At 37.2% G+C, this 22,355-nt stretch carries 23 protein-coding genes; 20 read left to right on the forward strand and 3 right to left on the reverse strand.

What is annotated here, in order from left to right; genetic code table 11:
• Positions 1-628 precede the first annotated feature (628 nt).
• From H5119_RS06865 to H5119_RS06890, 5 genes are all read left to right on the forward strand, one after another.
• Positions 629-1,267 carry a peptidoglycan recognition family protein gene (locus tag H5119_RS06865; protein ID WP_220492880.1) on the forward strand — a complete coding sequence of 213 codons (639 nt, stop codon included), beginning with the start codon at positions 629-631 and terminating at the stop codon, positions 1,265-1,267.
• Complete coding sequence (locus H5119_RS06870; RefSeq protein ID WP_138585488.1) at positions 1,264-1,653, forward strand: hypothetical protein; 390 nt, start codon at positions 1,264-1,266, stop codon at positions 1,651-1,653. Before H5119_RS06865 ends, H5119_RS06870 begins: the two co-directional genes overlap by 4 nt.
• A gap of 987 nt (positions 1,654-2,640) precedes the next feature.
• Complete coding sequence (locus H5119_RS06875) at positions 2,641-2,901, forward strand: hypothetical protein (RefSeq protein ID WP_182701699.1); 261 nt, start codon at positions 2,641-2,643, stop codon at positions 2,899-2,901.
• An 849-nt stretch (positions 2,902-3,750) separates the two neighbouring features.
• Complete coding sequence (locus H5119_RS06885) at positions 3,751-4,251, forward strand: AAA family ATPase (protein WP_259399053.1); 501 nt, start codon at positions 3,751-3,753, stop codon at positions 4,249-4,251.
• A gap of 663 nt (positions 4,252-4,914) precedes the next feature.
• Positions 4,915-5,463 carry a hypothetical protein gene (locus H5119_RS06890; RefSeq protein WP_182701700.1) on the forward strand — a complete coding sequence of 183 codons (549 nt, stop codon included), beginning with the start codon at positions 4,915-4,917 and terminating at the stop codon, positions 5,461-5,463.
• A gap of 136 nt (positions 5,464-5,599) precedes the next feature.
• On the opposite strand, the gene H5119_RS06895 is transcribed toward H5119_RS06890, so the two are convergent.
• Both H5119_RS06895 and H5119_RS06900 read right to left on the reverse strand, forming a co-directional pair.
• A complete protein-coding gene (locus H5119_RS06895; protein ID WP_182701701.1) occupies positions 5,600-6,487 on the reverse strand; it encodes a dihydrodipicolinate synthase family protein in 888 nt (295 codons plus the stop codon).
• 10 nt (positions 6,488-6,497) lie between these two features.
• A complete protein-coding gene (locus H5119_RS06900) occupies positions 6,498-7,274 on the reverse strand; it encodes an aldolase (protein ID WP_182701702.1) in 777 nt (258 codons plus the stop codon).
• Between the two features lie 109 nt (positions 7,275-7,383).
• Here H5119_RS06900 and H5119_RS06905 point away from each other — a divergent pair, with 109 nt between their 5' ends.
• From H5119_RS06905 to H5119_RS06920, 4 genes are all read left to right on the forward strand, one after another.
• On the forward strand, positions 7,384-8,844 hold the full coding sequence (locus H5119_RS06905) for a PLP-dependent aminotransferase family protein (RefSeq protein ID WP_182701703.1): 1,461 nt from the start codon (positions 7,384-7,386) through the stop codon (positions 8,842-8,844).
• Positions 8,845-8,968: 124 nt separating this feature from the next.
• The gene (locus tag H5119_RS06910) at positions 8,969-9,544 is read left to right on the forward strand and encodes a hypothetical protein (RefSeq protein ID WP_182701704.1); all 576 of its coding nucleotides are present in this window, start codon (positions 8,969-8,971) and stop codon (positions 9,542-9,544) included.
• A gap of 19 nt (positions 9,545-9,563) precedes the next feature.
• Positions 9,564-10,016, forward strand: coding sequence for an FxLYD domain-containing protein (locus H5119_RS06915; protein ID WP_182701705.1), 453 nt, complete (start codon positions 9,564-9,566; stop codon positions 10,014-10,016).
• A gap of 311 nt (positions 10,017-10,327) precedes the next feature.
• Positions 10,328-10,672 carry a 2OG-Fe(II) oxygenase gene (locus tag H5119_RS06920; protein ID WP_182701706.1) on the forward strand — a complete coding sequence of 115 codons (345 nt, stop codon included), beginning with the start codon at positions 10,328-10,330 and terminating at the stop codon, positions 10,670-10,672.
• On the opposite strand, the gene H5119_RS06925 is transcribed toward H5119_RS06920, so the two are convergent.
• Positions 10,662-11,900 carry a helix-turn-helix transcriptional regulator gene (locus H5119_RS06925; RefSeq protein ID WP_138585728.1) on the reverse strand — a complete coding sequence of 413 codons (1,239 nt, stop codon included), beginning with the start codon at positions 11,898-11,900 and terminating at the stop codon, positions 10,662-10,664. The genes H5119_RS06920 and H5119_RS06925 overlap by 11 nt on opposite strands.
• Positions 11,901-12,105: 205 nt before the next feature.
• Between H5119_RS06925 and H5119_RS06930 the strand changes: the two genes are divergently transcribed.
• From H5119_RS06930 to cas1e, 11 genes are all read left to right on the forward strand, one after another.
• Positions 12,106-12,666 (forward strand): outer membrane beta-barrel protein, encoded by a 561-nt coding sequence (locus H5119_RS06930; RefSeq protein WP_237070409.1) that lies wholly within the window; start codon positions 12,106-12,108, stop codon positions 12,664-12,666.
• Positions 12,667-12,951: 285 nt separating this feature from the next.
• Entirely contained in the window at positions 12,952-13,272 is a 321-nt protein-coding gene (locus tag H5119_RS06935; protein ID WP_182701707.1) for a hypothetical protein, read from the forward strand.
• Between the two features lie 20 nt (positions 13,273-13,292).
• On the forward strand, positions 13,293-13,793 hold the full coding sequence (locus tag H5119_RS06940) for a WYL domain-containing protein (protein ID WP_182701708.1): 501 nt from the start codon (positions 13,293-13,295) through the stop codon (positions 13,791-13,793).
• A 132-nt stretch (positions 13,794-13,925) separates the two neighbouring features.
• Positions 13,926-16,331, forward strand: coding sequence for a CRISPR-associated helicase/endonuclease Cas3 (gene cas3, locus H5119_RS06945; protein ID WP_182701709.1), 2,406 nt, complete (start codon positions 13,926-13,928; stop codon positions 16,329-16,331).
• Between the two features lie 18 nt (positions 16,332-16,349).
• Complete coding sequence (gene cas6e, locus H5119_RS06950; RefSeq protein ID WP_182701710.1) at positions 16,350-16,895, forward strand: type I-E CRISPR-associated protein Cas6/Cse3/CasE; 546 nt, start codon at positions 16,350-16,352, stop codon at positions 16,893-16,895.
• 13 nt (positions 16,896-16,908) lie between these two features.
• Positions 16,909-17,328, forward strand: a complete 420-nt coding sequence (locus tag H5119_RS06955; RefSeq protein WP_182701711.1) for a type I-E CRISPR-associated protein Cse2/CasB — start codon at positions 16,909-16,911, stop codon at positions 17,326-17,328.
• 51 nt (positions 17,329-17,379) lie between these two features.
• The gene (gene cas7e / locus H5119_RS06960; protein WP_182701712.1) at positions 17,380-18,405 is read left to right on the forward strand and encodes a type I-E CRISPR-associated protein Cas7/Cse4/CasC; all 1,026 of its coding nucleotides are present in this window, start codon (positions 17,380-17,382) and stop codon (positions 18,403-18,405) included.
• 47 nt (positions 18,406-18,452) lie between these two features.
• The gene (gene cas5e / locus H5119_RS06965) at positions 18,453-19,100 is read left to right on the forward strand and encodes a type I-E CRISPR-associated protein Cas5/CasD (protein ID WP_182701713.1); all 648 of its coding nucleotides are present in this window, start codon (positions 18,453-18,455) and stop codon (positions 19,098-19,100) included.
• Positions 19,087-20,556: a type I-E CRISPR-associated protein Cse1/CasA gene (locus H5119_RS06970; protein ID WP_182701714.1), complete on the forward strand. Its 1,470-nt coding sequence runs from the start codon at positions 19,087-19,089 to the stop codon at positions 20,554-20,556. Before cas5e ends, H5119_RS06970 begins: the two co-directional genes overlap by 14 nt.
• Before the next feature lie 34 nt (positions 20,557-20,590).
• A complete protein-coding gene (locus tag H5119_RS06975; protein ID WP_182701715.1) occupies positions 20,591-21,322 on the forward strand; it encodes a KilA-N domain-containing protein in 732 nt (243 codons plus the stop codon).
• Positions 21,323-21,432: 110 nt separating this feature from the next.
• Positions 21,433-22,353 carry a type I-E CRISPR-associated endonuclease Cas1e gene (gene cas1e, locus H5119_RS06980; protein ID WP_138585738.1) on the forward strand — a complete coding sequence of 307 codons (921 nt, stop codon included), beginning with the start codon at positions 21,433-21,435 and terminating at the stop codon, positions 22,351-22,353.
• The last annotated feature ends 2 nt before the right edge of the window (positions 22,354-22,355 follow it).

Raw genomic sequence — 22,355 nt, forward strand, 5'->3', positions numbered from 1 at the left:
CATCATGCAGTCATTTTCATACGCGTAATTTAGGTTTAAGAGTGATAATGGCTTATTTAAAGGGTGAAATGAAAGTAACCCAATAGTAAAAGATAAATTTTTAGCTGAAAAAGTAAATTTAATAGCACAGTTTTATTTGTTTAATTAGAGTGGCTGTCTAGTTTAGTCGTTTATTAAATAATGGCAAACAACTTGGCTGTATAGAGCCTGCTTTCCTTTAAATAAAAAGCGCAATATTACCGTCAACAAAGGCATGAATAAATTGACCTTACGGGGGCAAGCGAAAGTGAATGCCTTTAGCTTACGCTGCGGCAACTGTATTGCTTTGTTCATAATATAGAAAAACTGCAAAACACGATGCATTAAGAAGGTGAAGCCCTTTTACCCTAAATAAAAGCCACTCGAACACCATAAATACTCTCCAAAACGCCAATTAAAACAACACCAAACTCCCACTTTATATTCTGCATAAAATACAGTAATAGATTGAACCAAAATAGGAACTCAGCTATGGTTTGTTTATCAATAAAAACAAATAAAAAACGAGTTAATCTACAGGCTCGTTAGTTTGTTTTCAAGCTAACAGGTAAATTTGATATTTTGTAAACACAATTTAAAAGGAACTTTAATGACAACAGTTACAAATGGAATAATCGTAGATGGGCGTATAACGGCCAAGCGATACAACTCTATTGAACATGGGAATATTAACAACGTAACATCTATAGTGCTTCATCGAACTGCAGGTTCGAATGCTATTTCATCCCTGAATGGTTATGCTTCAGGGCAAAAAACTGGAGCTCATTTTTTAATTGCTAATGATGGAACAATATACCAAACAGCTAGTTTAGAAAAACTCTGTTGGCATGTTGGTATCTTATATTCTCGGTGTGCCGACGAAAAATCATGTGACCCTAAAGAATTAAAAACGGTTAATAGTTTGCTTCATCAGAAAGGATTTTCATTTTCCAAAAGAGTAAAAAATGTATCTAGGCATGAGTTAGGAAAAGCTTATCCTCTTCGTTATCCTTCAAATAATGATTCATTAGGAATTGAGGTTGTAGGTCGGTTTAACAAAGCTACAAATATCTTTGAACGACCAACAAACGAACAGTTTCAATCATTGAAGTTGTTAGTGGATATATTATTAAAGGAGTTCTCTTTAAATTTAAATAAAGATGTTTACGCACACGGTGTAATTGCTAGGAAAAAGAAAGCAGAAGGAATCCAGTTGCTTCAATATTTAAAAGTTGGGGTTGCTCCATGATAAAAAATGTCATTTGTCTAGGCGCTGCTTTTTTTATTACATCTTGTGCCTTTAATCATGAAAAAAAAATTCAAATATTGACTACAGAAAAAGTTGTCGATATCACCAAGCAGGGATCTAAGGTTTGTGATAGCTTTCAATTGACAAAAAGCGAAATTACCTTGTACTTTCAAACAGCGGAGGAAGTCAGTAATGAAGAAGCTCATGGAGAGTCAATTATTATGCCTTGTAAATATTCAGGGGAATTAACCATGAATAAGGAGATCTATTCATATGAGGTGTTTGCTGGGGGGACTGGGTATATTTACGATGACAAAGGATGGGTTCTAAAAAACTTCATTTGCAAAAATACTAATTGCTGTAGCAGTTTTTCAAACCTGTGCTGAAACGTTTGGAGGGTAACAACAAACACATATGAGCCTTAACTCTGTCAATAGACACTAGTATTTTATTTGGCTGTTTTTATCAATAAACGAATTCGTTTACTTCGTATGTTGATGCGGCTGTTAAGCAAATAGCTTACGGCAAACACATATAGGGCGCGTTACGCCGTAATCTCTTATTGCGATCTCATCGCAGCCAGGTTTTTCCCATATCCTTTTGGGCTTGCTGGGGCACTAGACATTCATCGATTAACCTAATCATGGCACTATTCAAGGCGGCTGGTTTCATCATTGTGATCCAGTTAGATTCATGTGCCTAACGCAGTTATCAAGTCAGGTGTACGCGTATTGAGCGTCTAATCAAGGCAGGTGACTTAGGTCTGTAGGCATATAATCAGGTTAAACCTTGTTGGTTATTAACAGTTAGGATAACACTCATTCTAACTGTTGCAAAAACAATCAATTAAAGCAATGTGTTAAGTGAAAATCAAGAATAATAAATCACGCAAAAAGCTGAGCTATATCGATAAAATGAAAGTAAAAATAGACAGCCCGATGGTGTGGCGACAGCTGTTTATTAAAGAATGGCAAACGACTCGGCTGTTTTGAGCTTGCTTTCCTTTAAATAAAAAGCGCAATATTACCGTCAACAAAGGCATGAATAAATTGACCTTACGGGGTCAAACGAAAGTGAATGCCTTTAGCTTACGCTGCGGCAACTGTATTGCCTTGTTCATAATATAGAAAAGCTGCAAAACACGGTGCATTAAGAAGGGGAAGTCCTTTTAACCTCAAATAAGCCACTCAGACACATGTAATCCTTTCCAAAACGCCAATTAAAACAATATCAAACACTTCTTGAAATGCTGTGTAAAAGTACAGTAATAGATTGAACCAAAATAGGAACTCAGCTATGGTTTGTTTATCAATAAAAACAAATAAAAAACGAGTTAACCTACAGGCTCGTTAGGTGAAAAGGAGAGTCTCACGATGATATTTGAATACATTCCTCAGGTTTTGGGGATATTAGCTTTATCAATCTATTCAGTACGTATATTTAAAGATGAGCATCATGAAAAAAAATTCTTTAATGTCGCTACTATTTGGGCTGCAGTTGCTTTAATAACGTTTTGTTTTTCAATCATGTCTTTTGTTGTTATCAATATATATTTGGGCATTATTTATTGTGTTGTTTTTGGTGTTTCAACTGTTGTTGCTATGAAATTTCGTAACGCAGAGAAAACCACATAACAACACGCCCTGCGGTGGACAGCAAGCGCTAAAGCTCACTTTCCACCGCAAATTTTAACAGCGGTGAGCCCTTACTTTTCAAAACAGATCAGTAAACTAGACATCCATTCTAATATTTTCACTTTTTGAACTAAGTACTCGTTTTTATTTTGTGCAAAAAAAGCAGGCTGCCATATGGCTACTGCGAGAAAGCGTCAAGCAAGTTTGGTTAATACATAGTACTATCACTGAACATCACGTTGCGTACGCCGGTCATCTTCACAAGTAAATTACTGTGAAAATCTAAATTGAAAACGGCGAGCGAGTATCAGCAACTGCGAAAAGCTACTCGCATAAAACTTAAACGACTCAGTCAAAATTAAAACTGCGATTATGCAGTGATTTTCATGAATGTAATTTAGGTTTAATAGTGATAATGGCTTATTTACTGGATGAAATGAAAGTAACGTATTAGTAAAAGATAAATTTTTAACCTGAAAAGTAAATTTAATAGCACAGTTTTATTTTTCAATTAGAGTGGCTGTCTAATTTAGTTGTGAATTGACCTTACGGGGTCAAACGAAAGTGAATACGCAATGGCAACTGTATTGCGTAGTTCATAATATAGAAAAACGGCAAAACGCGATGCATTGAAGAGAGGTAATCCCTTTTAAGCCAAAATAAATCCACTGAAACACCCGTAACTCCTTCCAAAACGCGAATAAAACCCACACTAAACACTTTTTAATATTCTGCGTAAAAATACAGTAATCAATTGAACCAAAATAGGAACTCAGTTATGGTTTGTTTATCAATAAAAACAAATTTAAAAACGAGTTAATCTACATGCTCGTTAGGTGCAAATCTAGTATGGTAACACTTTATATCTTTTCAGGATTGCCGGGGACTGGGAAAAGTACTTTAGCGGCACTTTTAAGTAAATACCTCGGTGCGTCGTATTTACGAGTTGATACTATTGAGCAATCCTTAAAGGATATCTGTAGTTTAGAGGTTTATGCTGAAGGTTATCAAATAGCTTATAGGCTGGCTTCAGATAATTTAATACAAGGGCTAAATGTGGTTGGCGACTCATGTAACACTGTCCCTGAATCTAGAGTTGAATGGGAGCAAACAGCTATTAATTCTGGTGCAAAATACGTTAATATAGAAATTAGTTGTTCTAATAAAATTGAGCATAAAAGTAGAGTAGAGAGCCGTGATGCTCCTGTGAAAGGTTTGGCTTTACCATCTTGGGAAAGTGTAAAATCAAGAGAATTTCACTCTTGGGATTCGGAGATAATCTCAATTGATACTGCTGGTGAATCACCTGAGCGATCAATTCAAAAGCTTATTGAAAGGCTGGGTGTATAAATGCACATAACAACACGCCCCTGAGGTGGACAGCAAGCGCTAAAGCTCACTTTCCACCGCAAATTTTAACAGCGGTGATCCCTTACTTTTCAATGCAGTTAAGTAAGTTGATTCATCGTAGGGCGTATGTGTTTTCCAGCACCTAAATAGGATTCGTATCCACTTAAATGCCAGTGTTCTAATAATGCTGTTGTGCGGCTTCCCCTTGGCTTTCTGTTGCTCACAATACACTTTAGCCCAAAACGAAAACGAATAGATAATCCTGCCCATTCCACAAATGTTTTTCTTAAAAATTTAGTGCACGAGTATCGCCAGTATATTTATTCTTTCTTACCATTGCGTTCGGTAACATTGGCAATGCCTGCGTATTTTTGTATGTCAGCAGCGCATTTATAACGGTCACGATTTGACCCTATTGCAGCTAATAATCGAGGCGCTATGTAGTGGTAAGGTGATTGTGGCCCTGCACCAAATAAGCTATCAAAAATAGCGCGATCTTTATGTTGTTTAATATATGCTATGTTTACCTGTGTCAGTTTAAACTGCTTGGATATTGAGCAAGTTAATGGGTTTTGGCTTTACTTCAACGAAAAGCAGATACTAAAAATCGTGCGGAACGGCTATATACCGCTAACAACTTTACATTAAACATAGGTGGGTAATATGAAAAGGATTTTAATCGGAGCACTAATCGTTGCTATTCAGGGGTGCGCTAATAAGCCTGAGGTAGCAGTGCAAGTGTCGCCGCAAGCGTGTGTAGGTAGTACAGAGATCACGGGTGAATTAGGTAATCAATTTATACTAGTTCAAGATCCAGACCTTCTTTCTCAGGCAATCGGGGAGCCATTAAAGGGTCGGTTATGCCAAGGGTCAGTCTACCAAAGCACGCATGAAGTAACAGTGTATCGAGCATGGAATAGCACAAACCCTCGTAGTCAGCTTGGTCAGTGGTGGTCTTTTCAGCTGCCAACAGGTAGTACGGCTAAATATAGAGAAAACTATGAAATTTGTTATCAATGGTCGCCGCTTGATAAGCTGGTGAAATGTACATTGAAACCAGGCACTAAGGTCGTAGTGGGTAATGGTCAAAGCGCCCAATGTTCTGAGTACCTTAGCTATCCAGTTTCTAAAACACAGCAAGTATTTATTTCAAACGCTTCTGATGTTGTACAAAATTGTGAGGGCTTCGAAAGTATAATAAGTTGGAAGTAAGCAGGTTTGTTTTAACAGCGGTACAGCAAAGCCTTAGGCTGGACTCTAAATGTTCTTAGAGTCAGTTTGTTTTTTACGATTGTATTGATGGGGTTATGCTTTTGTATATGTAGAAAGCATAACCCCTAAGAGTCATTTAACAAAGAGCATCTAAATTTAATAACATGCCTTTAAGTCGTGCCTGCTCTGATACAGATAAAGGTAAAAGCGGTTTTCTAGGGCCGCCCACGTCAACACCTTGTAAGGCAAAGCCAGATTTAACGGCAGCAGCCAAACCCGATTTAACAATAAATTCTAAAAAGTCATATTGTTGATAAAATAGCTCTTTTGCTTTGCTGCTATTACCGCTTTTAACTGCTGCTAATAATTGTTTTGGTTGATCACCAATTAAGCACGGAGCGGCAGTGCACCAGCCAACAGCGCCAGCGTTTAGGGCTTCAAGAGCCATATGATTACAGCCATTAAAAAAAGGTACTTCGCCATTAGAAAGTTTATAGATTTTATGCATACGTTGTATATCGCCAGTGCTTTCTTTGATCATGACTGCATTTTTTATGTTGTTGACCATTTTCAGCATAAATTGAGGTGACATATCAACTCCACATGTCGCTGGATTGTTATATATCATAATAGGAAGAGGTGTCGCGTCGGATACACTTTGATAATGTGCATAAATCTCATCGTCATTCAATTTATAATAAGAAAATGGCGAAAGCATGATCACATCAGCACCAATGCTGTGAGCATATGTCGCGCGTTTTAGTGCTTGCTCAGTGGTTAATTCAGCAATACCAATAACAACGGGTACTCTACCTGCTACATATTTAACTGTGTAACTGGAAATATTTTCCCATTCAGTTTGGCTTAAATAAGCGGCTTCGCCAGCACTGCCTAAAGCGGCTATAGCATCTACTTTAGCAGTAAGTAATGTGTCTATAACAATTCTTAATTTATCAAAATCAACACCTTGGCCGTTATTGTGAAAAGGGGTTATTGGGTAACCTATAATTCCAGATATATTCATTTTATGTGCCTTAAATACAGTTAGTGTGATTTTTTAATGCCTGTCTTGCGTAGTACGCAAAATTGACTTTATTTCGTTTGTCGGTAGAAACCCAGTCGTGAGCTTCTTGAGCTAGTTTGTGAGGAAGCGGCTTAATTTCACCTGCAGCCATTGCGAGTAATTGCAATTTAGCGGCTCGTTCAATCAATATTGCGAGGTTGCACGCCTCTTCAATATTTTTGCCTATAACAAGCTGCCCGTGATGTGCAAGAAACACGGCACGGTTTTTACCCAGTGCTTTTGAAATAAGCATTCCTTCTTCGTTACCAACCGGTACACCAGGCCAGTCAGCCACAAAAGAACAATCGTTATACAATCCACATGTATCCATTTGAGATATGATCAAAGGGACTTCTAGCATCGATAACGCAGCAATATGTGTTGGATGTGTATGAATAATGCAGTTTACTTCTGGGTGTTCTTTATAAATCCATGTATGAAAACGGTTCGCAGGATTAGCCATGCCTTCTCCATCTAAAGGCTTTAGATCTTGATCGACTTCAATTAGGTTTTTTGCACTTACTTCGTCAAAACCTAATCCAAATCGTTGTGTTAAAAAGGTATTATTTTTCTCTGTACGGCTAGTAATTTGCCCCGCTAACCCAGAGTCATGGCCTTTATCAAATAATATTCGGCATGTTAGCGCCAGTTTTTCGCGATCTGTTAAGTTGCTATCTTGAATGAGTGTTTGCATGTCTTGCTGCGTACTTTTCATCAAGGCCTCTTTAGTTGTATTTAATGTTTTCATGTGAGTTATTCTCTTTTTATGTTTTGACAATGGCAGTAAGATAGCGATAGTCTGGATGGAAAATAAGAGCCAGAAATGAAAAGTTAAGGGGTCCAGTGATGAGGTGCTTATGTTAAGACCTTGGGATATTCAGTTCACTTTTGAGGATAGCTGCGGTAAAACGCTCCATTCGAAACTACTGAACCGTATAACAAAAGACATACAAACTGGGCGTTTAACGCCAGGAAGTATATTGCCGGGCTCTCGCTCACTGGCTAATCAGTTAGGTATTAATCGAAAAACAGTGCAACAAGTTTACGAAGAGCTTGAGGTGCAAGGATGGTTGAAAAGCAAACGGAGGCGCGGTACGTTCGTATCTGAAACACTACCAGAGCAAAGTTTGTCAGCTGCAAATACCAATTTGCTCAGCAGTACAATAAAAACGAAACCATCATCTAAGTTGGTCGAAAATTTATATCTTGATGCTTTGGCGTTAGCTGATTGTGTATCAATAACGAATGATGGCACACCTGATGCTCGTTTAATTCCATATGAGTTATTGGCACGTACTTATCGGCGAGTGTGCGTTAATTTAAGCCGTCAGGCTAAGCTAGGGTACGGCGATCCTCGCGGCGCTATTGAGCTTCGTAACTCAATACAAAAAATGCTCTCCAGCGATCGATTCATGAACTGCTCAGAACAAGAAATATGTATAGTCAGAGGCAGCCAAATGGGGATTTATTTAGCATCAAGAATATTAGACTCCAAAAAAGGGGTCATTATTATGGAAGATTTATGTTATTTACCTGCAAAAGCTGCGTTTGAATCAAATGGTTTTGAAGTCGTTAAATGTAGATTAGATGAGCAGGGGCTTGATATAGCTCACTTACGTGAAATACTCGAAAATCACAATGTGTCGGGTGTTTATGTTACCCCGCACCATCAATACCCGACAACGGTATGCCTGCCCATGCACAGAAGATTGGCTTTGTTGGCGCTATCTAAAACCCATCAATTTTCTATTATTGAGGATGACTACGACCATGAATTTCATTATGAAAGTAATCCAATTCCGCCATTGGCAAGTCTACCTAATTCCGAAAACGTGGTGCATATTGGTTCTATGTCTAAAGTGTTTGCGCCAGCACTACGACTTGGGTACATTGTTTCAGATACTCAGTTTATTAAACGCGCAGCACAAGAAATAGTACTTATTGATAGACAGGGCAATACCATAACAGAACACGTTATATCAGACTTAATGGAGTCAGGTGAAGTAAAGCGACATATACGAAAAGTAAGGCGAGAGTATAAAGAAAGAAGAAACCATACAGCACAAGAATTCACTCGAGTATTTGGCGATAAAATCTCATTCTTACTACCGACAGGAGGCTTAGCCATTTGGGTCGATATCTCAAAGTTAATTGAGGGAAGGGATCTTTCTGACTTTAAAAACAACGATTCAACGTTAAGTACGCTATTTGCTGTAGATCAAAAAGCTCTTACGCATATTCGCTTTGGCTATGGCGCTATAAGTACGATTGAAATAACCAAATCGATTCAAAAGTTAGCTCAAGCTCTAATAAAGTAAAAATTAGTGCCTCATATTCAATGGCAGCATTACTTTTTGCAATCAAACCCTTACAGTAAATATAATTATAAATACAGTAATACAAATTTTTAACTATTTTAGTAAAAGCTTAGGTACACCGATTATGACCAAAACACGTGGCTATTTATTTCTTATCATCGGATTATTGTTGGTGTTTTTACCCGTTATATTTTATGGATGGTTTGAGAGTATAGACCCTGCATTTATTCCTAACGCATATTATAATTTTTTAAAAAGCAGGGTGCTGATAGCGTTAACGATACTGGCTGTGATCATATTTTTTGTTCGTTATAAAACTAGTAAAAAAGTACGTGAATCACTCAAATATCAATTTAGCGAAGAGGGAAAATTAATCACCTGTTTTACTTTTCTGTTTACGCCTATTTTAATTTATTTTTATTTTTGGTCACTAAGCGCTGTACCAATACAGCTTTGGGCCCATTACCACTTGGGTGAGCAGTGGTCGCAAGAGTATTTGCTAATTAAAACAGATACATGTAGTAGCGACTACGAACCACAGTGCGTGAAGCTAACGTTTTCAGATTTAGTTACCCATGAAGAGCATTCAATAAGGTGGTACTTAAATAAAAATGAGTTACTAACACTGAAAAATAAAAGCGTAAATTTAGTTGGTGAAAAAAGCTATTTTGGATACATTATTAACGAAATACAATGGTAGCAAATAAAAAGGAGTTTAAATGAGCAGTAGTAACTTTAACGAATCAATAAAAGGTTTTTTTTGGGGGATAGGATTTGTCATTGCTTTGCTTGGTTGTTTAAGTGTGTACGCTTTAACAATAGCGGCTGAGGTAAACAGTGGGTTTAAACAGTTGGTGTCTAATAAAACACTTGAAACAACGTCTGATTTTAGTGGTAGCTATAGACTCACTCTATCTGAGGTTTTTAAAGATAATGGTAAAGTAAGAATAACGGCAGAGTTACAAAATGTTACTAACGAAAGTATCTATACGGGGGCTGTTGTTGCATCAACATTCGACAAAAATGGTAAATTTATTGGTAATTGCATAGGCCAAAGTAATGATATTTCATTAGCGCCAAATGCGATAAGTTATATTGACATAAATTGCAATTTATTACGGCCGCAAGTAAGTAGAGTTCACTCTGCAAAGCTAAAAATTAAATGGCTTTAGCGCTTAGTTTATTAAAAATATACCTAATGGGATTTGTTGAATCCAATCTGCTTAGAAGAGTTTATTTAACCTGAACTTTGGTTAGGAGATTTACCAACGTATTGAATAATGGTGATATTTAAATTTATTTTCTCTAGCCAGATATTTTCAGTGAAAACAAGGCGAATTTACGCGTCAATAGCTGGCCTATTGCAAGTAAATTCAACGCAGTTAGCGCTGAAAATAGCTGCTCGAGATAGATTTATTATCCAGAGTTCAGGTTATTTAACTTTAATTCTTAAAGATCAATACACCCTAACAATCGAGCTTTTATGTTTAATAAATTATTTCGCTGGCAACGAGGCAGACAAGAAACAGGCTACGATAAAATGCTGTTATGTGGTGCTTTGTGGCCTATAAAGTTTGATGGTTACTTAATAAAATTCCCGCAAGGGAGTGAAATAAAGCCGCATACAGATAGAGTAAAAGCAGGTAAACACTTCAGGTTAAATATAGTGTTAAAGCCCGCAAAAAAAGGAGGTGAGTTTATATGCAAGGATTCAATAATTAACACCCGCAGAATAAAGCTTTTTCGCCCCGACATTAATGAGCACCGCGTTATGAAAATAGAAATAGGCTGCCGCTATATTTTGAGTATTGGGTGGATTAAAGATTAGGTTTTGTTAACCATGCCAGCCACAAAGGGAGTGAAAGCTGGTTTAGCGCGCTTTCAATCTGCGTTAACTTTTCGGATGCGGCGAGTGTATTGCCTTGCTCTATATCTATAAGGTAAAGTTGGTAGGTAGCAAATGTATTGACGACATTTGTTGTGTTACACATCGCATTTAGTGTGCTTAGACAGGCTAGAAATTTTGTTGTGTTTGCCGTTTTTCGATAAATATAGAGTGCTATACATAATAAACTTGGCAGGGAAATGTCTTCATCACTTACTAAGGCTATGCTCTGCTCAATAAGTTGCTCTGCGAGTGCGGGTTTTTCATTTGTACAATGAATTGCCGCTAAGTATCCCTTAGATACAGCAACGCAGCGGTTATACCCAGAAAGGTTGGCGACATTGAGTGACTCGGCGCAAAACGTATAGGCGGCTTTAGTATCATCTTTTAATAAATAACATGCCCCAAGTAGCTGTAAAGCTGTCCCTTTAAATAGGTTTTTTTCTATTGAGTCTGTTGTTTCCCCGCATTCGGTTAAACATAAATTAGCAGATTGGATAGCTGCGTTTATATCACCAGAATATAAATTAAAGAGCGAATAGGTGCTGTAGTAATGCGCTTTCTCTTGGTTAGCGTATTGTAATGAATTACTGCAAATAGCTAAGTAATATTGTGACTTTTTAAACTCACACGAAAAAAATAATGTAATTGCACAGCCTAAATTAGCAGAAAAAACGAGCGAAAGATCATCCGCTTTTGTCGCTTTATTAAAGCCTTTTTCAAAATATTGCAGTGCATTTTTATATTGACGATGAATAAGAGATGCGTAACCAAGTTTAATATAAAAATTAGCAATAATAGCGCGGGGTAACGTTGAATGAAATGTCGATTTTATTAAAGAAATGGCGAGTTTAATTTTACTGCTCATCATTAGTTCATATAAAAGCCCATCGTTATGCAACTCGTTGACTAAAATATCGCGGTTTTCTTCGCTAGGATAAATATCTATTTCTGAGCGGGCAATTAAATCTTCTTTAGTGCAGCTTAAAGCATGAGCAAGTTTAGTTAAGTTACTAAGCCTAATTCTGGAAACCGATCCATTGAGCCATCGAGTTAATGTTTTTTCACTCACACCAATTTGATTGGCAAGCCATAAGTGTTTTATTGATTTTTGTAAGATTAATTGTTGTAACTGTTTTCTGTTTAGCAGGGCGGTTTTTGAGTTGTTCAATTTTTTGCTCTTATAACTCAGCGTTAAATATACGTATGATCAAAGGGATTTTAACTGCTAATTAAAGTTTCGCGCAGCATGGCATATTTAAAAATGTCCCGCTATGTCTGTAGATTAATTTAGGGTCGCTCATTATCATATATTGAACCTAGCCTAGGGGCAACACTGCATCGCTTTTAGGATTAACTTAATATTGGATAATAAAATGAAAAAAATGATCTCACTTACTGCTCTTACTTTACTCATAAGTAGTTTTTCTTCGCATGCAAATGAGGCTCAAATAAGAATGGGTGTAGAGCTAGGTACTAGTAAAATAGCTGTAGATAAAGATTTTGCTATTTTAAAAGAGGATTTTGATACAGACGGACTCTCTATAAATTACGTACTAGGTTATAAATTTGCAAACAATGTAGTAACGGAAGCTAACGTAGCCTACTCATCAAGCGATATATTATTTGGTACTTTTGATAGTTACGAAACCTATGAAATTAAGGCGATGGCAGGCTATTCTTTTGATTTAGCTACGTATTTTAAAGTTGTGCCAATGGTCGGCTTCTCACACTGGGAACTGGAGACAAAACAAGGACTGTTTTTGAACCCCGGACCTGAGGCCGAAGAAGAGTTTTCAGGCACCGATTTTACTTATAAAGTTAGGTTTGAAGTCCCTGTAGGTGACTTGGTTTTACTTTCACTCTCGTATGCGAATACTGAAGCTGAGTTCGGCCGAAATGAAACCACTCAAATTGGTATATTATTTGAGTTTTAATACCAACGGTTAAACGGCGAGGCGGCTCGCCATTTAATAATTATAAGAATAGTAGATAAGGCGTCTAAACCGCGTAGTTAATTTACACCCCTTATTATAAGGGCTAAAAACCATGTACTTTAGAGAGCAGATAAAGTGGCATAATTTATATGCGGATCGACATGATGCTTAAGTAACCATTTATAAACGTTTGTGTTGACAAATGTTTTATCACAAAATTTGTCATTGTTATTTTTAGCTAATTTGATACTTTGTAAAAAGAATAAAAAATAGCTAAGGAACAGCATGACGCCACACATAAATTACGATCTAATTAAGCGCTTTCATTTTATAGAACTTATTATATTTTGGGAAAATCGCTTAACGACTAAGCACATACAACACCATTTTAATATAAGTCGTTCAAGTGCATCTAAATATATACAAGATTATGTAAAACTGTATCCTAAATCTTTAACTTACAACAACTCAAAAAAAGGCTATCAGGCAACAAACCACTTTATGCCAAGGTATGGTGAAAAAGATCTTGGTACATATTTAAGCATTACCCAGCAAGGTATTCAAAGTGAATATTATAATCACTTTACTGCTATGCAATCCCGCTAGTACCAGTAAATCCAAAAAGAGTGAGTGGGATATTACACGCACTAAAACATAAGCAACGAATAGACGTTGGTTATGCCTCAGTATCAAATCCTGAGTTTGAATCGCGTATTATCAGTCCGCATAATTTAGTCTTTGATGGTGCTCGCTGGCATGTACGCGCTTATTGCGAAAAAAATCGTGATTTTAGAGACTTTGTTCTTACTCGTTTTAATGGCGAATGTGAAATAGAAGGGCCAGCTAAGTATGACCAACAAAACGACACATTATGGCAAACTCAACTGGTAGTTAGTATAGAGCCAGATCCTCGGTTAACCGCCAATAAAGCAAAAATAATAGCGCTCGACCACCAAATGCACCAACAACCCAATGGTCATTACAAGCGTAACCTAAAAGTTCGCGCTACTTTATTACTTTATCTTTTAAAACAACTACGTGTAGATAGCTATCAAGCAAACCCCGAAGCGCAACAAATTATACTCAGCCCCGATTGCTTAGCTAGTTTACAACCTTACATGCCGTAATATCTAATGAATGGGCAGATACTAATAAACTAAAAACATGCTTAAAATTACGACAGGTGATAAATATACAGTGTTGCTGAAAAGGAAAACAGCCAGTAATTTAGACGCAACGATAACAAAGGATAAAAAGTAATGGATATATCAAGTTATTATAAATATTGGGGGAAAGCAAAGCGAGAGCCACTGCAAAATGGCGCTGACTATCACTTGTTGGTTTATCACTGTTTGGATGTGGCAGCTGTAGTTGATATATGGCTAGATGAATCAAATGTTATTTTAAAACAAATCGCACAACAAATTAATTTCTCCCAATCCGAAGCTAAAGCAATCGTATTATTTTATGTTTTACTGCATGATTTAGGTAAGTTTGATGCTCGCTTTCAAAATTTTGTCGAAGAAGTAAGAATAGAATTACAAGGCTGTGAATATGAAGTTGAGCCAGAAAAATATGCTCATGGCTCACATGGCTATCTGCATTTTATCCAACAATATGGTCATAATGAAGCAATGAAAGCGGTTGCTGGTCATCATGGTTTTTGTGATATATCAATAGATCGAAATTTAATTGATCCAGACGCAGATGAAGAATTAGTAGAGCTTGATAAACAAGCGCGCCAAGAGTGGGTTGATTTTTGTCTTTTGTTTACAGGTTTAACAGTAATACCTGAAGTTGGCGATATTCCAATGCTTGCCGGTTTGTGCAGTGTTGCTGATTGGATTGGCTCTTCTATAACCAATTTCACTAAAGATCAAACGCTTGATTTACAAGATTACTATAAAAAAGCATTGCCAAGAGCAAAAGATGCATTACTTGAATCAGGCATGCTAAACAAAATTAACGGTTCAGGATTCGACTTTTTATTTAAGCCGTATCAACCCCGAGGAATTCAAACCTTACTACCTAAGCTACCATTGGAAACAGGCTTAACGATAGTTGAATCTGATACGGGATCAGGAAAAACGGAGTTTGCATTGGCTTATGCCTCAATGCTAATTGAGCAAAACCTAGCTGATGGAATTGTTTTTGGTCTTCCTACACAAGCAACTGCAAATGGATTATTTAAGCGGATTGGTGAAGCTGCCTTTAAGCTGTTTCCGGATAGCACACCCACCCTCGCTCATGGTAAATCAAAGTATTTATTTTCAGATGAAAATGGCTTTTTACATCAATCAAATAAACGCGCTTTTCTGGGCTCTATGTCAGTAGCAACAGTCGATCAGATTTTAATGGGGGTTTTAAGTATAAAACATCAGTTTATACGCTCGTTTGGCACACGAAAATCAGTATTAATTCTTGATGAAATTCATAGTTTTGACGCATACATGTATGCACTGATTGATAAAGTTATTAAGGGACAACACCAAGCCTTTTCTAACGTTATTTTATTATCGGCGACGTTATCTTTATCGTTAAAAAACAAATTACTTAAACCTTATGCAGGTACAGCAAGAAGCAATGAGTATCCACTCGTAACACATGTTGATTTAGAAGGTAATACCCAAGAATATTCGCTAGAGTCATCTGGTAAAAAGAAACATATAACAATTGAAAATTGGTTTTCAGAAGATTTATTGCCTTCTTCAGAGCAACAAATAACACTATTAGAGCATGCCAAAGCCGGTGCCGTTATTGGTATTATTTGTAATACAGTTGCAGATGCACAAGGCTTGTATGCTCAATTAAAGTGTTTAGTAGCAGAAGGGGAGATTGAAGTTGATCTATTTCATGCACGCTATACTTATGCAGATAGAGCAAGAATTGAAGATGAAGTTCTACAAACGTATGGCAAAGACGCACCTCGTAAAGGGCGTATTCTAGTTGCTACTCAAGTTGTTGAACAGTCGCTTGACTTAGATTTTGACATTATAGTGAGTCAAATAGCCCCAATAGAGTTTTTAATGCAGCGCATGGGGAGGTTGTGGCGACATAATCGTATTAATACGTCACTCCATACTCGTTGTAATAGAATAAAACAGCCAACATTTATTACTTTATTACCAAGCCAGAAGATTAGTAATTGGAGCAGTCATTATCAGGGTAGTGGCTTTGTGTATAGAAGCACCCGTGTACTATTTAGAACCGAGCAGTATTTGCAGCAAACAGATACTTTAACTTTCCCAGATTGCTATCGCCAAGCAATTGAATATGTGCATGCGGAACAGCCATACCCAAATGAAGCGTTAGAGCTAACTAACTTATACGATAAATACCAAATTGAGCAAGATGGCTCAGCTTATACAGCAAAAATGTACAGTGTACTTGATTCAAAGCCATTAACAGATGTCGATCCTCGTTGCGCATTATTAACCCGCGAAGGTGAAATGACGGCAACGGTTGTGCTTCTTGATGAACTAGGTGAGTTATTACATGGAGGTGACTATAAAGAACAACAAGACAGAGAGCGTAGTACCGTTGCTATTGCTAAAAAGCATGCTAAAGGCAAGCAAGACAGTGATTTTCATTGCATTAAAGCTGTAGTAAACAAAGACATTGAATACGGCGAATTAGGTATTGTATTACCTAATTTGAAAAAATAATAAATTAAAGGAGGCTCTATGTTCATATCTATGGTGGCATTAAAGACGACTGATGGTTATTTACAACATCAGGCAATTTGGAGTTTATTTCCAAAAACACCGGATAGAAAACGTGACCATTTATTTAGAGTTGAAAATATGTCAGATGAAGGCCAGATAACGGTGCTCTTACAGTCAAGTACTCAACCAAAAAGTAGTGATAGTGCAAAGGTATTACAGAGCAAGGAATTTTCACCTCAATTAAACAATGAAGAGTTTTATAAATTTAAGTTATTAGCATACCCAACTAAGTGCATTAGCCAAGGTAAACGAGTTGTAGAAATTCATGATGAAGACCTACAAGTTCAATGGCTGCATAAAAAGTTATCGGGTGCCAATGTTAATGTAACCGCGATAGATAGCGTACTAGTAAAAAGTAAAAAAAGCTTTAATAGCCGTTATGTTTGCTTTGAAGGGGTTTTGCAAATTACTAATGCAGAACAAATTTATCAGGCTTTAATTATGGGTATAGGTCGACAAAAACACGCCGGCGCAGGTTTATTGTCTTTAGCTAAAGCCAGTTAATTTAGGAATACTTATGTACAACAGAATATATACAGCCTACTTAACTTTACCGCAAGGCGATCAGGCTGAACTTAAACGCTGTAACTTAAAAAAGTTAGCTAATTGCCCTGCATATTTTCGCGTTTTAAAATTTTCAGGCGCGCAAGACAACGCGCAGACGCAGCGTATTTTATTTTTACTCGTATCGATTAAAGTCACAGCAGAGCCTGAGTCAGATTCGGTCGCTTTTGCGCTTTTAAAAGCAGGTGTAAAAGGGGCGCACATTATTCAAATTACACGCAGTGGTGATAATGCAATTGAATACTTAAAACGGCAACTTATACGGTGTGAAAATGTTAGCTTATCTAGTTTAGGTAAGTTATCGCAATATTGGGGAGAGCAAGCAAGACGCGAGCTTTTAAAAGAGTTTATTTTGGCACAAATTGACGATTAGTTTAGTAACACTCATTTTATGAAAATTAAGTAAAAATCAAAGGAAATTACAATGACTACTTTTATCAATATTCACGCATTAATATCACATCCTTCTTCAATGATGAATCGTGATGATTCCGGTTTACAAAAAACAGCTGTATTCGGCGGAACCACACGCAGTAGAATTTCAAGCCAGTGTTTAAAGCGCGCAATTCGCCAGAGCGATTTATATAAAAAAGATGTAGAAGAGCTATCAATTAGAACTAATCGGTTTGATGATTTACTAAAGCTTTGCATAGAAAAACTACCTGAATTTGATGCTAAAACGATAGAGAGTGTTTTAGAAAATATGGGTTCTAAAATAAAAACAGAAACAGATAAAGACACCAAAGATAAACGTCGTTACTTTGATGCAGTACAACCCTATTCGTTAGGTGCTATTCGCGAAGCCATTAATATTGTACAAGCGGGTACAGATCTAAAAGAACTTAAAAAAATTGTGCAATTACCCACTATTGATGTTGCATTATCAGGGCGAATGGATGCGAGCTGCCCTGAACGCAATGTAGAAGCTGCGATGAGCGTAGCGCATAGTTTAACTACTCACAGCGCAGATATTGAAGTGGATTGGTTTACAGCGTGTGATGACTTAGCAGAGCAAGGTTCTGGGCATATTGGTACAAACGAATTCAGTTCAGGTGTATTTTATCGTTATGCATCTATTAACGTAGACCTATTAGCGCAGAATATTAAAAAATCAATTGAGGAAACAGCCTTTATAATAACCACTATTGTTAATTGTTTTGCACAGGTTTCACCTTCAGCCAAGCAAAAAACGTTTGCCGCTCATAACAAGGCTGACTTTGTATTATGTACTAGCTCAAACCAACCATTATCTCTTGCAAATGCTTTTAGAAAACCAATTCCCAATACAGGGGAAGTAATGGAAGCATCCATTCAAAGTTTAGTGTCTCATTATGAAAAATTAGTTGATGGTTATGATCTAGAATCAAAGGCAAAAGCATTTGATATGACCAATACAGCTCAGAGTGAAAAAATCACAATGGTGAATAAAGTTAGTGAGTTAGCATTTTAATATCAGTTACCCCCTAAGTTGTTATAAAAATACAAAAGGCGTTAATTATGAAAACGTTAATTTTAAAAACAGAAGGATTGTCAGCATATGGCTTGCAAACCTTTGATGTTCACCGCAGAGCTAATCACTTTCCAACACGTTCTGCAGTTATAGGTTTGCTTGCTGCCGCGCTTGGTATTACGCGCAAAGAGCAAGATAGACTCTTCGAGCTATCTGAAAGTGTGCAGGTGGCAGTGCAAGTTAATAATGCGGGCGAAAAAATAATGGACTATCACACAGTGCAAAATTTTCGCAGCCCACAGGGGAAAATTCAAAAAGGCGTTAAACCTACTTACAGAGAATACTGGTGTGATAGTGAACATACGTTTGCTATTACAGCCAGTGAACAGTTAATTAAACAGCTAACTTATGCAGTGAAAGCGCCACAGTTTACTGTGTTTCAAGGCAGAAAATCGTGTCCGTTGACGCGACCTTTGTTTGAAGCGGTGATAACTCAAACTAACCCGTCTACTGCTTTAAAAGAGCATGGTGAAAACGGGCAAATTTTTAGTGATATACAAGGTGAAAACCATGTTGCTACGTTGCAAGTACGAGACAAGTTAACCTCTATTTTTAGAAAATATGCAATGAGAACAGTATTTGTTAGCGGGCAAACGACTAAAAATGATCAGGAGGGAATAAATGAACTTACTTAAAGATCCTTTTATTTCTACAACCGTTGGTAAAGTTTCATTAAAGGAGGTTTTAACTTCCAATACTGATTATCAACTCCAGTACTTTTTTGATGAAACCCAGTTAGCCATGCTGCAAATGTTAGCGTCGCTTACAACGGTCGTATTAAAGCCAACAATCGCTGAGTTGGAAGGTTACTTAGCGAATGGTTTAGCGGTTGAACAGTATGATAAAGCACTTGAGAAGATAGAAGTGGAATGGTTTGAAGAAACGCGTTTTATGCGTTTACCATTTCCAGCCAAATCAAAAATAGCTGATGGGCCAATAACCAAGTTAGTTTCAGGAATTGAATGTGGTGGTTCAGCAAATGCTTTAGGGTTATTTTCAGAACCAGAAAGTGTCAGTCAATCTTGTCCAGATTGTACTCATGTTCTTAATTACAATTTACATATGAACATTAAAGGTGAATGTTTTGGTCCCACAGGAGCAACAGGTATAAGGGGCGGCGGCTCCATAACTACCTTAATTGCAGGGGATACATTGAAAGCAACCTTACTATTGAACACTGTAGCGATTGATTTTTATGCTGAATGCTCAGTATTAGATGAAACAGCAGAAACACGTTATATGTGGGATTTACCTCCTTCAGGAGTTGTCTACCAAGCACAAAATATTGGGTTAGAAAGAGGTTTGTTTGCACTTGCATACTATATTGATTTTCTGGTGTTAGAGGAGTCTGGAACTTGCCATATTTGTGGCATTGAGACAGATAAATTAGTTAGAAATTTTCAGCGAATAAAGTTTACTGGTGCATATGGTTCAACGAAAAATGGTCGTGATAATGGTGCTGGTTGGTGGTTGCACCCTTATACGCCAAGAACGGAAAAAGAAGATGGCACATATGCCGTATGCGCAAGGGATCAAAGCTGGCAATCCTGGCAAGAATTAACCTCTTATATTGTTGGAAAGGAAACAGATAAAGCGACAGTTAAACCGGCTTTTATTTTTAATCAATTTCAAACTAAGTTAGGACGAGGAAGAGCTAATATACTCATTGGCGGTAATATTGCTGATCAAGGTTCAATCACAGGACGTGTTTATGATTTGTATTCTATGCCCTCTTCACTTTCAAAAAATAATAGGCGTATTTCTCAAGTTATTGATGCAGGGCTTGAGCAAAAAGATAAGCTTTCTCAATCGTTTAATAAAATGTTTGGCGTTGGTTATGATAAAAACTTTGTAGGAGGAATTAAAGAGCAGGCCATGCAACGTTTCACCTCTAATGCGCAACAAATTATTCAACAACTTTTATTAGATGTAGATAGAAAAGAAGCATCGCAGTTAAGAAAAGATGCGGTTACAGCGCTTAATATTGAAGCAAAATTTATTTTTAAATCAGTACAGCGTAAATATCAGCATGATTTACCTTTATTTAAAGCGTTAGTAAAAGGTGAGTATGTACTTTATAAAACGAACTAAAATTGATGTACTTTAAAATTTAATAGGAATTGTTATGGCTACGAAACTAACGGTACTTGAAAAGGATATTTCCACTTTAAAACAAGGTGATATCGAATATATCAATATTACTGATATTGCGCGTTTTAAAAATACCGCACGTACAGATGATTTAATTCGTAACTGGCTGCGTAACCGTAACACTATTGAATTTTTAGGTATTTGGGAGCAACTCAATAATCCCTATTTTAATCCCGTCGAATTCGACGGGTTTAAAAAAGAAGCAGGGTTAAATAGCTTTACGCTTACGGCTAAACAATGGATAAGTGCTACCAATGCTATTGGTATTATTTCAAAAGCAGGGCGTTATGGTGGTACATTTGCACAAAAAGATATTGCGTTTGAGTTCGCAAGTTGGATTTCAGTTGAATTTAAACTTTATTTGATTAAAGAATTTCAACGCTTAAAAGATCAAGAGCAACAACAGTTAGGCTGGGACATAAAGAGAAACCTAGCTAAAGTAAATTACTTAATACATACCGATGCGATTAAAGAAAACTTAATACCTGATGTTGTTAGCTCATCTCAAGTAGCTCAAGTGTATGCCAGCGAAGCTGATCTTTTAAATGTTGCATTATTTGGCACAACTGCAAAGCAATGGCGCACTGAAAATCCAAAAATAAAAGGCAATATGCGCGATCATGCTAATGTTCATCAATTAGTGTGTTTAGCTAATTTAGAAAGTTTAAATGCTCATTTTATTGAACAAGGAATTAATCAGGCGTAACGTATTGAAAGCCTCAACAAGTTAGCGATTAAACAAATGGGGATACTGAGTGGCTCTATTACTGAACAGCCAAAAGTAAGTACAACTACAAATCAAAGCGATATTAAATAATGGCTTTTCTCCCTTTAAAACCCATACCTATTAAAGATCGTAATTCAATGATTTTTGTTGCAATGGGTCGTATTGACGTACGCGATGGTGCATTTGTGGTAATTGATGAAGTGAACGGCGAGCGAATGCATATACCAGTAGGCTCAGTAGTGTGTATTTTACTCGAACCCGGTACCCGTATAAGTCATGCTGCTGTTAAGCTTGCAGCGACAACAGGCACATTACTCATTTGGGTAGGAGAGGCAGGTGTCAGGCTCTATTCTGTAGGTCAGCCAGGAGGTGCACGTTCAGATAAATTGCTCTATCAAGCTAAACTAGCACTTGATGAAGGTTTGCGATTAAAAGTCGTGCGCAAAATGTTTGAACTACGATTTGATGAAGCTCCACCAGAACGACGTAGTGTTGATCAGCTACGTGGAATAGAAGGTGCGCGAGTTCGTAAAACATACCAGCTATTAGCAAAGCAATATAATATCGAATGGCACGGCAGACGCTACAATCCAAAAGATTGGCAAGCAGGAGATATAATAAATCAGTGTATAAGTGCTGCCACTTCATGCTTATATGGTGTAACCGAGGCCGCGATATTAGCCGCAGGTTATGCGCCAGCCATAGGCTTTTTACACACAGGTAAGCCGCTGTCATTTGTGTATGACATTGCTGATCTTATTAAATTTGAAACGGTTGTACCTGCTGCATTTAAAGTCGCGAGTAAACGGCCTAAACAACCTGATCGAGAAGTGCGCATAGCGTGCCGTGAAGCCTTTAGAAAAGATAAAACCCTACAACGGCTAATACCTCTTATAGAAAAAGTACTAAATGCAGGTGAGATCACTCCGCCTAAGCCTTATGATGATGCACAGCCACCGGCATTACCCGAGCCCGAATCTATAGGCGATTCTGGCCATCGTTCAAGTTAGGA

The organism is Pseudoalteromonas sp. SG45-5 (assembly GCF_014164085.1).
In the GTDB taxonomy this organism is placed as follows: domain Bacteria; phylum Pseudomonadota; class Gammaproteobacteria; order Enterobacterales; family Alteromonadaceae; genus Pseudoalteromonas; species Pseudoalteromonas aliena.